The organism is Allobosea sp. GW821-FHT09G06, from assembly GCF_059416005.1.
Genome location: NZ_JBWKOI010000001.1, coordinates 1,878,131 through 1,891,571 on the forward strand (window position 1 = coordinate 1,878,131; position 13,441 = coordinate 1,891,571).

The following is a 13,441-nucleotide window of genomic DNA, read 5'->3' on the forward strand; positions in this document are numbered from 1 at the left end:
CATGGCGATGACGATGAACGGCGAGGCGACATTGCCGGCCGCCAAGGACGTGGTCTGGGCCAAGCTGAACGACCCGGAGGTGCTGAAGGCCTGCATTCCCGGCTGCGAGCAGCTCACCATGGACGACGACACGCATCTCTCGGCGGTGGTGAAGGTCAAGCTCGGGCCGGTGAAGGCGACCTTCAAGGGCAAGGTCGAGCTCAGCGAGCTCGATCCGCCGAACGGCTACCGCATCTCCGGCGAAGGCGAGGGCGGCATCGCGGGCTTCGCCAAGGGCGGCGCGCGGGTCCATCTGAGCGACGCGGAAGGCGGCCAGACCCTGCTGCGCTACGAGGTCGAGGCTCAGGTTGGCGGCAAGCTGATGCAGTTGGGCTCGCGCTTGATCGATTCGGTCTCGAAGAAGTTGGCCGACGAATTCTTCGCCAATTTCGCCAAGGCGGTGAGCGAGGGCTGAGTCGTTCCGTGCTCGTCATGCTCGGGCTTGACCCGAGCATCTCAGGACGAGAAGGCGCCCCTTCCTGCACGAGATTCTCGGGGCTCTGCGCTTCGCTTCGCCCGAGAATGACGGCGTAGCGCCTCAGGAGGCTTCGCGCAGCGCTGCCAACGCCTGGGTCACCGCCGCCTCGGCCGCGCCGACCTGGAGCGCGATGTCGGCAGCGGCGGCATTGGCCCGCTCCAGCGCGGTCTGCGTCATGTCCAGGCTGCCATTGACGGCGTTGGCGCTTTCGATCGCCGCGTCCGAGCTATCCGCCACCATGGCGGCGTCGTGCGCGATCGAGGCGGTGACCTTGCTCTGCTGGGTGACGGCTTCCGAGATCGCCTCGGAATCGAGGCGGATGGCATCGACCGTCGCGGCGATCGCGGCGGCATGGGTGCCGCAGGCATCGGCGCTGGCCGCAAGCTCGGCGATCTGGCCGGCGATGTCCTGCGTCGCGCTCGCGGTCTGGGTCGCCAGCGATTTCACCTCGGCGGCGACGACGGCGAAGCCGCGGCCGGCCTCACCGGCGCGGGCGGCCTCGATCGTGGCGTTGAGGGCGAGCAGATTGGTCTGGGCGGCGATATCGGCGATCATGCCGACGACCTTGCCGATGCTGCCGGTGGCTTCCCGCAGGCGTACGACCGCCTCGTTCATCTCGCCGGCATCGAGCACCGCCTGATGCGTGATCGACAGGCTCTGCCGGGCGCGCTGGCCGATATCGGCGATATTGGCCGACATCTCCTCGGTTGCGGCCGCGGTCTGGAGCGATTTCTCGCGCACGATGACCGAGGCGCTGGCGACCTTCCCGACGGTGTCCTTGATGAAACTGGTGGTCCGCCCGGTTTCGTCGGCCGTTGCGACGAATTGCTCGACGGCATCGCTGATCGTGCCGTCGAGATTGGCGATGCGGGTCTTGAGCTTGACCGCGGCCTCGTCGAGCGTGGCGACGCGGCGGCGGGCGTCGCTGGCCTCGACCTCCTGACTGATCGTCATCGCCGTGTTGACGTCATAGGTCAGGATTCGCTCGATGATGAAGAGGTCCTCGGCGAATTTCGCGGGCGAGACGAGCGAGCGCTTGCGGCTCGCCAGGCAGATCTCCCTCACCAGCGAGAAGGCGATAGAGGCGCGGGCGCGGGTGCGGACATTGGCCTGCCGCTCGAGCTGGCAAAGCCGATCCATCGAGTCGAGGTAAGTCGCGTCGAAGGCGCCGACGAACAGCAGGCGGAAATGGGCCGCCTCGGCCGGGTAGAGGGCCTCGGCAACGGGGAGGACCGTATCGCGCAGCGGCGGGTGGATGATGAAGGCCCGATCGAAATCGGCCTGGACCAGTCCCTCGATCAGCCGGTCGATGAGCGGCCGGTAGCGCTGCAAGCGCTCGCGCTGCACCTCCCCATAGCCGATCGCCCTCAGGCGACGCTGGATCTGGTCCATGATCAGAGGCACGAAGTCGCTCATGCGGGAAGGCCTGCCACGCGGAAGAGCCTGACAGGGGCTCATTAAGATTTCGCCAATATGCGCCACGGGAAGACCGGGGCGGCGAAATCTCCCGGAATTCGGCGAAAATCAGGGCTTTGGGAGCGCGTCGTCCCGCTTGACCCCGGAAAAACGCGGGTCCACATTCATTTTTGAGCTGTTCCAAGGAAAGCCTGCCTGATGAGGCCGGCCATTCCCTGGGTTTCAGCACGGTCCAGTCCCGGGGAGGGGACGGATCGGCGTCAGAGACGGGTCACAGGAGATATGCTCATGGCCACTGTTTCGCTGACGGTGAACGGCAAAGCCGTCACCGCCACTATCGATCCGCGCACCCTTCTGGTGCAGTTCCTGCGAGAGAACCTGCGGCTGACCGGAACCCATGTCGGCTGCGACACCAGCCAGTGCGGTGCTTGTCTCGTGCATCTCGACGGCAAGGCGGTGAAATCCTGCACGACGCTCGCCGTCTCCGTGGACGGCGCTTCCGTGACGACGATCGAGGGGCTCGCGGCCGGCGACAAGCTGCACCCGATGCAGGAGGCCTTCCGCGAGCATCACGGGCTGCAATGCGGCTTCTGCACGCCGGGCATGATCATGTCCGCCGTCGATATGGTGAACCGCCGCGGCCACGACCTCGACGAGAAGACGATCCGCGAGGATCTCGACGGCAATATCTGCCGCTGCACCGGCTACCACAACATCGTCAAGGCGATCGCCGCCGGGGCCGAGGCCATGGCCGGCGGATCATTGAAGGATCGCGAAGCTCCGCGCCGCGCTGCCGAGTGAGGCATCTGCCCGCGCCGAACGGCGCGCGTTTCCCGTCTGTCTTGCGTTCCAGGCAATGAGGCGCCCGCCAGAGGTGCCGTGCGAGGAGGGAACACCATGTCCGCCACCGGAATCGGCGCCGCAGTCCGCCGCAAGGAAGATCACCGCTTCATCACCGGCCAGGGCCGCTATACCGACGACGTCAACCGGCCGGGCCAGGCCCATGCCTATTTCCTGCGCTCGCCGCATGCGCATGCGAAGATCAAGTCGATCGACACCAAGGCCGCGACCGGCATGCCGGGTGTGCTCGGCATCTTCACCGGGGACGATCTCGCCACCGACAAGATCGGTGGTTTGATCTGCGGCTGGATGATCCACAACAAGGACGGCTCGCCGATGCGCGCCGGCCCGCATCCGGCGCTGGCCCAGGGCAAGGTGCGCTATGTCGGCGACCATGTCGCCGTGGTGGTGGCCGAGACGCTGGCGCAGGCGCGCGACGCGGCCGAGGCGATCGCAGTCGATTATCAGGAGCTGCCGGCGGTGGTCGACACCGCCAAGGCGATCGGCGCCAAGACCGTGGTTCATGACGAGGCGCCGGACAACAGCGTGTTCAACTGGCATCTCGGCGACAAGGACGCGACCGAGAAGGCGTTCAAGGCCGCCAAGCACGTCACCAAGCTCGACCTCGTCAACAACCGGCTCGTGCCCAATGCGATGGAGCCGCGGGCGGCCGTCGGCGACTACGATGCGGGCGACGGCATCTTCACGCTCTACACCACCAGCCAGAACCCGCATGTGGCGCGGCTCGTGCTCTCGGCCTTCATCGGCATCGCGCCGGAGAACAAGCTCAGGGTGATCGCGCCGGATGTCGGCGGCGGCTTCGGCTCGAAGATCTTCATCTATGCCGAGGAGACGGTCTGCGTCTGGGCTGCGAAGAAGGTCGGGCGGCCGGTGAAATGGACGGCGGATCGTACCGAAGCCTTTCTCTCCGACGCGCATGGCCGCGACCACGTCACCCATGCGGAACTGGCGACCGATGCCGAGGGCAAGATCCTCGCCATGCGGGTCAAGACCACCGCCAATCTCGGCGCCTATCTCTCGACCTTCTCATCCTCGGTGCCGACTTATCTCTACGCGCCGCTCTTGTCGGGCCAGTATGATATCCCGGCGATCTATTGCGAGGTCGACGCGGTCTACACCAATACCGCGCCGGTCGATGCCTATCGCGGCGCCGGGCGGCCGGAAGCGACCTTCGTCGTCGAGCGCCTGGTCGAGGTCACCGCGCGCCAGCTCGGCAAGGACCCGGCCAAGTTCCGGATGCTGAACTATATCAAGAAGTTCCCACACCAGACGCCGGTCATCATGATGTACGATGCCGGCAATTACGGCGCCTCGCTGAAGAAGGCGCTGGAGATGATCGACTACAAGGGGCTGGGCAAGCGCAAGCGCGACTCGGCTCGCGCCGGCAAGCTGCGCGGCATCGGCTTCTCCTCCTATATCGAGGCTTGCGGCATCGCGCCGTCGGCTGCGGTCGGCTCGCTCGGCGCGGGTGTAGGCTTGTGGGAATCGGCCGAGGTCCGGGTCAATCCGGTCGGCACGGTCGAGGTGCTCACCGGCTCGCATAGCCACGGCCAGGGCCATGAGACGACTTTTGCCCAGTTGGTCAGCGACCGGCTCGGCATCCCCATCGACAATGTCTCGATCATCCATGGCGATACCGACAAGGTGCAGATGGGCATGGGCACCTACGGCTCGCGCTCCGGCGCGGTCGGCATGTCCGCGATCTTCAAGGCGATCGACAAGGTGATCGCCAAGGGCAAGAAGGTCGCCGCCCATGTGCTGGAGGCCGACGAGGCCGATATCGACTTCGCGGACGGGCATTTCTCGGTGAAGGGCACCGACCGCAAGCTCGATTTCGGCTCCTGCGCCCTGCAGGCCTATGTCGCGCACAAGTTCAACGGGCAGGAGCTGGAGCCGGGGCTGAAGGAAGGGGCGTTCTACGATCCGACCAACTTCACCTTCCCAGCCGGCGTCCATATCTGCGAGGTCGAGATCGATCCCGATACCGGCGTCACGAAGATCGAGCGCTGGGCCGCCGTCGATGATTTCGGCAATGTCATCAATCCGATGATCGTCGAGGGACAGGTCCATGGCGGCATCGCCCAGGGCGTCGGCCAGGCACTGCTGGAAGGCGCCCGCTACAATGCCGACGGCCAGCTCGTGACGGCGAGCTTCATGGATTACACCATGCCGCGGGCCGACGACCTGCCGTCCTTCGATGTCGGCATGACCGTGACGCCGTGCCCGTCGAACCCGCTGGGGATCAAGGGCTGCGGCGAGGCAGGCGCCATCGCCTCGCCGCCCGCCGTCATCAACGCCATCACCGACGCGCTCGGCCATGAGGACATCGCGATGCCGGCGACGCCACAGGCAGTGTGGCGCGCGGCACAGAAGAGCGTGAATCGTATGGCAGCCGAATGATTTTCCGTCATGGTCGGGCTTGACCCGACCATCTCATCGCGGTGAGGCGCCATAGCGCTTTCCTGGACGAGATGCTCGGGTCAAGCCCGAGCATGACGGTTCCCGAACAGAGCGGAGACCCATCATGTACGCTTTCACCTATCACAAGCCCACCAGTGCCCGGCAGGCGGCGACACTGCTCGCCAAGAAGGAGGATTCCAAGCTCCTCGCCGGCGGCCACACCCTGCTGCCGACGATGAAGCAGCGGCTGGCCTCGCCGACCGCGCTGGTCGATCTCGGCGCCTGCGCCGACCTGAAAGGCATCAATCGCAAGGGCCGCAACATCGTCATCGGCGCGATGACGACCCATGCCGAAGTCGCATCCTCTGCCGAGGTGCAGGAGGCGATCCCCGCGCTCGCCTTCCTCGCCGGCAGCATCGGCGATCCGCATGTGCGCCATCGCGGCACGATCGGCGGTTCGGTCGCCAATAACGATCCGGCGGCGGATTATCCGGCGGCGCTGCTGGCGCTCGGCGCGACCGTCGTCACCAACAAGCGCAAGCTGACGGCCGAGGAGTTTTTCACCGGGCTTTACGAAACCGCGCTGGACGAAGGCGAGATCATCACCAAGGTCTCGTTCCCGCTGGTCTCGAAGGCGGGCTATGCCAAGTTCCGCAACCCGGCCTCGCGCTATGCGATGGTCGGCGTCTTCGTCGCCAAGCGCGGCAGCGATATCCGCGTCACGGTGACCGGTGCGGGCGAGGGCGGCGTCTTCCGCTGGCCGGAAGCGGAGGCGGCGCTCAAGGCGCGCTTCGCGCCGAAATCGCTGGACGGGCTGAAGCACGCCGCCAAGGGCATCAACGGCGACATCCATGCCGATGCCGAGTACCGCGCTCATCTCATCGGCGTGATGGCCAAGCAGGCCGTGGCGCAGGCGACGGGGAAGTAAGCGTGCGATTGGTCTCGCCACCGGTGTCATCCCGGGGCGAGCGAAGCGAAGAGCCCGGGATCCATAACCGCTGTCGGTGCTCGTCATTGGCTCCGTCGGCGGTTATGGATTCCGGGCTCGACCGCTCTGCGGTCGCCCCGGAATGACGCGAGTACCTATGACCCTGCCGCTGCCTTCCTCGATCGACGCCACGCTCGCGCTCCTGCAGGGCCAAGGCTATGTCGCCGACCGCGCGCTCGCGACGGTGCTGTTCCTGGCGCTCCGGATGAAGCGGCCACTGCTGCTGGAGGGCGAGGCCGGCACCGGCAAGACCGAGATCGCCAAGGTGCTGGCGGCAGGGCTCGGCCGGCGCTTGATCCGTTTGCAATGCTATGAGGGGCTCGACCTCGCCTCCGCCGTCTACGAGTGGAACTATGCGGGGCAGATGATGGCGATCCGGCTGGCGGAGGCCGGCGGCGCGGCCGGTGATCGCGAGCGGCTGGAAGGCGATATCTTCTCCGAGAGATATCTGGTGAAGCGGCCGCTCCTGCAGGCACTGGAGCCACAGGAGGGCGGTGCGCCGATCCTCCTGATCGACGAGCTCGACCGCACCGACGAGGCCTTCGAGGCCTTCCTGCTCGAGGTGCTGGCCGATGCGCAGGTGACGATCCCCGAGCTCGGCACGATCCGCGCGGCCGAGCCGCCGATCGTGATCCTGACCTCGAACCGCACCCGCGAGATCCATGACGCGCTGAAGCGGCGCTGCCTCTATCACTGGGTCGGCTATCCCGATGCCGTGCGCGAGCTGGCGATCCTGAAGGCGAAGGTGCCGGATGCGCCGGCCAAGCTCTCGAAGCAGCTCGTTGCCTTCGTGCAGGCGATCCGCAAGGAGGAGCTGTTCAAGGCTCCGGGCGTCGCCGAGACGCTGGACTGGGCGACGGCCCTGGTCGAGCTCGATGCGGTCGCGCTCGATCCGGCCATCGTTTCGGATACGCTGGGGGCGCTCTTGAAGTATCAGGACGATATCCAGGCGATGCAGGGCTCGCAGGTGAAGGAGCTTCTGGATCGGGCCAAGGCGGAGGCGGGGCGCTAGTTTCCCGCGCCGCGAAGCGAGAGGGTGCTGCCATGAACGCCGACATCAAGGCCGTCGAGGCGACGGTCCGGACCTATCTCGATGGGCTCTATGAGGGCGATGCCGAGAAGCTCGCCCATGTCTTCCATCCGACGAGCGCGCTGACCACGGCGCGCGACGACGGCGCGATCCAGATCGTGACGCGCGATGCCTGGCTCGACGCCGTGCGCAACCGGCCGGCGCCGCAGGCGGCCGGGTTGCAGCGCGACGACCATATCCTGACCATCGATCTCGTCGGGCCGACGCTGGCGCTGGTCAAGGTGAAGTGCCAGATGCCGCCGCGCTATTTCACCGACCTGCTCTCGCTGCTGAAGATCGAGAGCCGCTGGCAGATCGTCCAGAAGGTGTTCATGACGGAGACGCGGGGCGCGTGAGCGGCAAGCTCGCCGAGAACGTCGCCTATTTCGCTCGCGCCTTGCGCGCGGCGGGGCTGCCGGTCGGGCCGGGCGCCGTGGTCGAGGCGATCTCGGCGCTGGAAGGCGGTGCGCTCGGCGGGCGCGACGACGTCTATTGGGCGCTGCACGCGATCTTCGTGAAGAAGCATGAGGATTCACCCGTCTACGATCAGGCCTTCCGGCTGTTCTGGCGCCGGCGCAACCTGATCGAGAAGATCATGGCGCAGATGTCGCCGGTCTCGCCCCGCGCCGACAGCCAGCCGGAGAAGGCGGAGGCCGGGGCTTTGCGTGTCGCGGAGGCCTTCGCGCCACCACCACGTGAGGACGAGCCGCCTAAGGAGCTGACCGAGCTGACGGCGCGGCTCACCGTCTCCGATCGCGAGATGCTGAAATCGCGCGATTTCGCCCAGATGAGCGCGGCCGAAATCGCGCGCGCCAAGCAACTCATTGCTGAGCTCAGGCTGCCCGATGACAGCATCGTGACGCGCCGCTTCCGGCCGGCGCATCGCGGCGCGCGTATCGATCCGCGCCGGACTTTTCGGCAGTCGCTGCGGGGTGGCGGCGGCTCGATCGATCTCGCCTTCCGCGAACGGCGCGAGGTGCATCCGCCAATTGTGGCGCTGGTCGATATCTCCGGCTCGATGGCGGAGTATTCCCGCATCTTCCTGCATTTCCTGCACGCGCTGACCGAGAAGCGCCGGCGCGTGCATTCCTTCGTCTTCGGCACGCGCCTGACCAATGTCACGCGGATGCTGCGGGCGCGCGATCCCGACGAGGCATTGGCGCTCGCCGGCAAGGCCGCTCCGGACTGGGAGGGTGGCACGCGCATCGCGACCGCCCTGCATGATTTCAACCGGATCTGGTCGCGGCGCGTGCTGGCGGGCGGGGCGATCGTCCTGCTCTTCACCGACGGGCTGGAGCGGCATCTCGACGACAGCCTCGGCTTCGAGATGGATCGCTTGCACCGCTCCTGCCGGCAGCTCGTCTGGCTCAACCCGCTGTTGCGCTACGACGCCTTCGCGGCGCGGGCGAGCGGCATCCGGGCGATGCTGCCCCATGTCGACTCGTTCCGGCCGATCCACAACCTTGCGGCGATGGCCGATCTTTGCGCGGCGCTTTCGCTGGATGCAGGGCGGGAGAGTGATCCGCGCCTGTGGTTGAAGAAGGCGGGTTGAGGCATGATGTCTGTATAATGCCGTCCCGCGCGCCTCCCTTCTCCCCTTGCGGGAGAAGGTGGCTCGGCGAAGCCGAGACGGATGAGGGGTCTCTCGACATATCGAGAAGCGTCGCGCGACCCCTCACCCCAACCCTCTCCCGCAGGGGGAGAGGGGGCCGGTCGCGTTCCCCTGCGAGCCAACAAGGTCCTCCGACCATGATCAGCACCGAAACCGACATCCTGCGCGCTGCCGAGGACTGGGCGCGCGGCGGACGCGGCGTTGCCATCGCGACCGTGGTCGAGACCTGGGGCTCGGCGCCGCGCCCCGTTGGCTCGCACCTCGTCATCGACGATGATGGGAACTTCCTCGGTTCGGTCTCGGGCGGCTGCGTCGAGGGTGCGGTGGTGGCCGAGGCTGCCGACGTCATCGCCGATGGCAAGGCGCGGATGCTGGAATTCGGCGTCGCCGACGAAACGGCCTGGCAGGTGGGCTTGTCCTGCGGTGGGCGCATCAAGGTCTATGTCGAGAAGGTGAACTGAGATGGCCTCCTGGGAAACCCTCGTCGCCTTCGCGACGGTGACGATCCTCGTCGCCTATTTTCCGGGGCCGGCGCTGCTCTACACCGCCGCCCAGACGATCAGCCACGGCCGCAAGGCCGGGCTGATGGCGATGCTCGGCATCCATCTCGGCTGCTACCTGCATGTCTTCGCTGCTGCCTTCGGGCTTTCGGCCGTGTTCAAGCATGTGCCGGAACTCTACATGGCCGTGAAGATCGCCGGTGCGCTCTACCTGATCTGGATCGGCATCGGCATGATCCGGTCACGCATGGGCTCGCCCGATCAGCCAGTCGCGCCGCCCAAGACGGTGAAGCGCGCGCTGCTCGATTCCTTCATCGTCGAGATACTGAACCCCAAGGTCGCGCTGTTCTTCATCGCGCTCCTGCCGCAGTTCGTCGATCCCGCCGCCTCGCTGCCGGTCTGGGTGCAGTTCCTGATCCTCGGCACGATCGTGAATTTCGCCTTCTCCTCGGCCGATCTCGTCACCGTTTTCGGCGCCTCGCTCGTCGTCGGCGCGATGAAGAAGACCAAGGCGAGCTTCGCCTTCGGGCGCTGGATCGGCGGCTCGCTGATGATCGCGCTTGGCCTGAAGCTCGCGACGGACAGGGGCTGAGCGGTGGAGCTTTCAATCCTCGCCGCGCTCAACGCCGAGCGGCAGGCGCGCCGCGCGGCCGTGCTGGTCAGCGACCTCGCCAGTGGCACGCAAAGGCTGGTGAAGCAGGCCGCGATCGCCGGCGATCCGCTGGCGGACGTGCTGGAGCGGCAATTGCGCTCCGGCAAGAGCGGCATGGTCGAGGCGGAGGGGACATCCTATTTCCTGACCGTGCAGGCGCCGCATCCGCGCGTGGTCGTGACGGGTGCCGTTCATATCTCGCAGGCGATGGCGCCGATAGCGCGGGCGCTCGATCTCGATCTCGTGGTGATCGATCCGCGCACCGCCTTCGCCACGCCCGAGCGCTTTCCGGAGGTGACGCTGCTCGCCGAATGGCCGGAGGAGGCGATCGGTCGGATCGGGCTCGATGCCTATACCGCCTTCGTCGCGCTGACCCATGATCCGAAGATCGACGATCCCGGCCTCGTCGCGGCCCTGCGCTCCGATTGCTTCTATGTCGGTGCGCTGGGCAGCCGGAAGACGCATGGCAGGCGGCTGGAGCGCTTGGCGGAGGCGGGCTTCGATGCCGCCGCGACCGATCGCATCCATGCACCGATCGGGCTCGATATCGGTGCGGTCTCGCCGGCCGAGATCGCGCTCGCGATCCTGGCCGAGATCGTCGCGACGCTGCGTGGCCCACGCCGCAAGCCGGCCTGAGGATCGAGCATGAAATTCGGACCGGTCGCCATTGCCGACGCCGTCGGTTGCATCGCGGCGCATACCATCCGCGCCGATGGAACCATCGTGAAGAAGGGCGCGACCGTCACGGCGGAGCTGGCCGCGAAGCTTGCGGCGGCCGGCGTCACCGAAATCGTCGCGGTCCGGCTGGAGCCGGGCGATATCGATGAGAATGCCGCGGCGGCGCGACTGGCCGAGCGGATGGTCGGCGAGGCGATCGTGGCCGAGCCGCCCTTCACCGGGCGGGTCAACCTGTTCGCCACGCAGGCGGGCGTGCTGCGCATCGATGTCGCGGCGATCGACGCCTTCAATGCAGTGGACGAGGCGATCACGGTCGCGACCTTGCCGGCGCTGAAGGCGGTCGTTGCGGGCGAGCTCGTCGCGACCGTGAAGATCATTCCCTATGCGGTGCCGCAAGCGCTGGTGGAACAGGCGCTCGCCGCGTTCGGCAGCGCGGCGCCGGTCTCGGTCGCGCCCTATCGTCGGTCAAATGTCGTGGTGATTTCGACGCTGCTGCCGGGGCTGAAGCCGAGCGTGGTCGACAAGACGCTTCGGATCATGCGTGACCGGCTGGAGCCGGCGGAAGCGGTGCTGGCGGCGGATAAGCGCGTGCCGCATGAGGCCGAGCCATTGGCGGCCGCCATCGCCGAACAGGCGGCGGGAGAGGCGGATATCATCGTCGTCTTCGGTGCCTCGGCCATCACCGACCGGCGCGACGTGATCCCGCAGGCGCTGGTCGAGGCCGGCGGCGAGGTCGAGCATCTCGGTATGCCGGTCGATCCCGGCAATCTGCTGATGCTCGGCCGCATCGCGGGCAAGCCGGTGATCGGCGCTCCGGGCTGCGCCCGCTCGCCGAAGGAAAACAGCTTCGACTGGGTGTTGCAGCGTTATCTCGCCGGTGTTCCCGTCGGGCGCAGCGACGTCCAGAAGATGGGTGTCGGCGGGTTGCTGATGGAGATCGTCTCGCGGCCGCAGCCGCGCGCTCCGGGCTCTGCCGAGAGCGGCCCGTTGGCGGGGATCGTGCTGGCGGCCGGACAATCGACGCGGATGGGCGCGGAGAACAAGCTGCTGCAACCCCTGCGTGGCAAGCCGATCCTGCGCCATGCCGTCGAGGCGCAGATCGAGGCGGGTTTGAACCCGGTCATCGTCGTGACCGGGCATCAGCGCGCCGAGGTCGAGGTGGCGCTGGCGGATATGCCGGTCCGGCTCGTCCATAATCCCGACTATGCCTCCGGACTTGCCGGCTCGCTGAAGGCTGGCGTCGCCGCGCTGCCGTCCGAGGTGCCGGCGGCGGTGATCTCGCTCGGCGACATGCCGAATGTCACGCCGTCCGTGATCGAGTGTCTCATGGACGCCCATCGCGGGCAGCCTGAGGCGCTGGCGGCCGTGCCGACGCTGTTCGGCCAGCGCGGCAATCCTGTGCTGCTCGCGCGGGCGATCTTCCCTGCCGTATCCTTGCTGAGCGGCGATCGCGGGGCGCGGAGACTGCTCGACGACGCCGGGGAGCGTGTCATCGAGGTCGCGTTCGAGGACCCGGCGATCGCGATCGATGTCGATACGCCGGAGGCTCTGCGGGCGCTGCGGGGTTGAGGGCGGGCGTCAGCGCTGCCAGTGCAGCCCGAAGGTGCCGTAATATTCGGAAGGTCTATTGCTCGTTGACTGGAGGCCGCCGGAGAGGCGCCATTCCAGCCCGAGGAAACGCAGGCCTGTGAGGTGCAGCCCGAGGCGCAGCTTGCGGTAGTCGCGCTCGCGATAGGCCTCGAATTCCGGCCCGACATAGAACCCGGCCGGCACCTGCCAGCCCGGTGCGACGCGCGCCCAGAGACGCCCGTTGACCGTCGAAAGATAGCCGTTGGCCTGGACGATCATCCCCGGTGTCGGGACGATCCAGAGGTCGGCCTGCACCCTGGCGCCGTAGCGGGTTCTGATGAGGGACGGGCCGAAAGCCTCCATTCGCTGCTCGGTTTCGACATCCGAGCCGGCATAGAGTGCGAGAAAGCTGTCGCCGATGCGCCATTCATAACCGAGAAGCGCCTGCGACTCGGCCTTGTAGGTCACGCCATGTGGTTTGCTGCGGCGGGTTTCTTCCTGCGCGCCGCCGGCCTTGACGAAGAGGCGGAAGCCGCTGTTGGTCAGGCTGCCGCCGAGGGCGCGTTTCATTCCGACCGAGAGGAAGGTCTTGGTCGGCCCGGCCTCCATGGAGCCGAAGATCACCATCGAGAGGGGGCTGCGCTCGGGTTCTTCCTCCTCAGCGCTGGCAGTACAGATCGGGGCGGTGGCGAAACTCATCGCCAGCCCGGCCAGTCCGGCCTTGCCCACCCGATACGCCACGCAAGCCCCCACGACCGTCGTCGCGCAGGCTGTCATGTCCGGCAGCCTGCCTCAGGATTGCAGCAGTTTGTCAGTAGGCTGGCAAGCCTTTGTTAACCAGGCGGGAGCAGGCTCGACCTATCCGGCAAAGCTTTCAGTCCGTTGCGGAGGGGAGGTGGCGATGGTTTCGACCGATTTCATGCGGCAACTCGAAGGCTATGGGCTGACCACGGCGACGATCCTCTACCGGATGCCGGATCACCTCAACGTCCTGCAAACCTATATCTGGCAGCAATACGACCTGGCGCCGCGCTTTCCCGTGCTTCAGGATTTCCTGACGTTCTGGAAGCGCGAGCTGGAGGGGCCGCTTCACTCGGTTACGGTTGCGCATTCGCGCCTGATCAGGCCAGCGGAAATCCGCAGCGTGAATGGCGTGTTCACCCTGCACTGAACGTTGCG

14 protein-coding genes are annotated in these 13,441 nt (G+C 66.9%); 12 read left to right on the plus strand and 2 right to left on the minus strand.

The features are described 5' to 3' along the window. The first annotated feature begins 1 nt into the window (after nt 1). Complete coding sequence (locus AC07NY_RS09260) at nt 2–454, plus strand: SRPBCC family protein (RefSeq protein WP_199085851.1); 453 nt, start codon at nt 2–4, stop codon at nt 452–454. 123 nt (nt 455–577) lie between these two features. Here the strand turns inward: AC07NY_RS09260 and AC07NY_RS09265 are convergent, their stop codons facing one another. Then, nucleotides 578–1,933, minus strand: coding sequence for a methyl-accepting chemotaxis protein (locus AC07NY_RS09265; RefSeq protein WP_494583410.1), 1,356 nt, complete (start codon nt 1,931–1,933; stop codon nt 578–580). A 288-nt stretch (nt 1,934–2,221) separates the two neighbouring features. Between AC07NY_RS09265 and AC07NY_RS09270 the strand changes: the two genes are divergently transcribed. From AC07NY_RS09270 to AC07NY_RS09315, 10 genes are all read left to right on the plus strand, one after another. Then, a complete protein-coding gene (locus tag AC07NY_RS09270; RefSeq protein WP_494583412.1) occupies nt 2,222–2,734 on the plus strand; it encodes a (2Fe-2S)-binding protein in 513 nt (170 codons plus the stop codon). Between the two features lie 96 nt (nt 2,735–2,830). Further along, entirely contained in the window at nt 2,831–5,194 is a 2,364-nt protein-coding gene (locus AC07NY_RS09275; protein WP_494583414.1) for a xanthine dehydrogenase family protein molybdopterin-binding subunit, read from the plus strand. Nucleotides 5,195–5,318: 124 nt separating this feature from the next. Beyond that, nucleotides 5,319–6,122 (plus strand): FAD binding domain-containing protein, encoded by an 804-nt coding sequence (locus AC07NY_RS09280; RefSeq protein WP_494583416.1) that lies wholly within the window; start codon nt 5,319–5,321, stop codon nt 6,120–6,122. Nucleotides 6,123–6,279: 157 nt separating this feature from the next. Then, the gene (locus tag AC07NY_RS09285; RefSeq protein WP_494583418.1) at nt 6,280–7,194 is read left to right on the plus strand and encodes an AAA family ATPase; all 915 of its coding nucleotides are present in this window, start codon (nt 6,280–6,282) and stop codon (nt 7,192–7,194) included. Between the two features lie 32 nt (nt 7,195–7,226). After that, a complete protein-coding gene (locus AC07NY_RS09290) occupies nt 7,227–7,607 on the plus strand; it encodes a nuclear transport factor 2 family protein (RefSeq protein ID WP_492287350.1) in 381 nt (126 codons plus the stop codon). Next, entirely contained in the window at nt 7,604–8,803 is a 1,200-nt protein-coding gene (locus tag AC07NY_RS09295; protein WP_494583420.1) for a vWA domain-containing protein, read from the plus strand. Before AC07NY_RS09290 ends, AC07NY_RS09295 begins: the two co-directional genes overlap by 4 nt. Before the next feature lie 197 nt (nt 8,804–9,000). After that, entirely contained in the window at nt 9,001–9,324 is a 324-nt protein-coding gene (locus AC07NY_RS09300) for an XdhC family protein (protein ID WP_494583422.1), read from the plus strand. Between the two features lies 1 nt (nt 9,325). Then, nucleotides 9,326–9,955 (plus strand): LysE family translocator, encoded by a 630-nt coding sequence (locus AC07NY_RS09305; protein ID WP_336814380.1) that lies wholly within the window; start codon nt 9,326–9,328, stop codon nt 9,953–9,955. A gap of 3 nt (nt 9,956–9,958) precedes the next feature. Then, nucleotides 9,959–10,651 (plus strand): XdhC family protein, encoded by a 693-nt coding sequence (locus tag AC07NY_RS09310; protein WP_494583424.1) that lies wholly within the window; start codon nt 9,959–9,961, stop codon nt 10,649–10,651. A 9-nt stretch (nt 10,652–10,660) separates the two neighbouring features. After that, the gene (locus AC07NY_RS09315) at nt 10,661–12,262 is read left to right on the plus strand and encodes an NTP transferase domain-containing protein (RefSeq protein WP_494583426.1); all 1,602 of its coding nucleotides are present in this window, start codon (nt 10,661–10,663) and stop codon (nt 12,260–12,262) included. A 9-nt stretch (nt 12,263–12,271) separates the two neighbouring features. On the opposite strand, the gene bcsS is transcribed toward AC07NY_RS09315, so the two are convergent. Next, nucleotides 12,272–13,003 carry a cellulose biosynthesis protein BcsS gene (bcsS, locus tag AC07NY_RS09320; protein WP_494583427.1) on the minus strand — a complete coding sequence of 244 codons (732 nt, stop codon included), beginning with the start codon at nt 13,001–13,003 and terminating at the stop codon, nt 12,272–12,274. Nucleotides 13,004–13,163: 160 nt separating this feature from the next. Between bcsS and AC07NY_RS09325 the strand changes: the two genes are divergently transcribed. Next, complete coding sequence (locus AC07NY_RS09325) at nt 13,164–13,433, plus strand: usg protein (protein ID WP_494583712.1); 270 nt, start codon at nt 13,164–13,166, stop codon at nt 13,431–13,433. Nucleotides 13,434–13,441 lie beyond the last annotated feature (8 nt).